This window comes from Vibrio ordalii ATCC 33509 (genome assembly GCA_000257205.1).
GTDB lineage: Bacteria > Pseudomonadota > Gammaproteobacteria > Enterobacterales > Vibrionaceae > Vibrio > Vibrio ordalii.
This window is the reverse complement of the sequence record AEZC01000159.1, coordinates 1-426: the sequence shown is the minus strand read 5'-3', so window position 1 is coordinate 426 and position 426 is coordinate 1. Positions and strand designations below refer to the sequence as shown.

The window sequence follows — 426 nt, the reverse complement described above, 5'->3', positions numbered from 1 at the left end:
GGCTAAGGAACACGTTTCCTTTTATAAAAATGTAAAATCATCTAATATCGATGATTTTCCACTCATTGGTAAGGAAGATATTCGTATCGCTCCCTGTGCATTTCTAAATGATTCTAAAAAATTTTCTTATACTTTTAAGTCTCAGACTGGAGGTACGACAGGTAAGCCACTAAGCCTCTATTCAGGATTATCTGCGATTATAGAAGATCATGCTCAAAGTCATCGACAATTGACATGGGCCGGTTATCTTCCAGGTGATAAGCGAGTCTGGTTACGAGCTGATCTTATTGTTCCTTTAGAGCAAAATACCTCACCTTATTGGCGTCACAACAGTATTGATAAAATGTTAATGATGTCTGTATATCATCTGAGCGAGGAAACGGTTCGACAATACTTAGAACAATTACATAATTATAAACCAAAAAT

The 426-nt window shown here is 36.2% G+C and carries 1 pseudogene; it reads left to right on the top strand.

Annotated elements, in window-relative coordinates:
- Window positions 1–426: pseudogene (locus tag VOR_RS18865) on the top strand (phenylacetate--CoA ligase family protein); the annotation flags it as partial.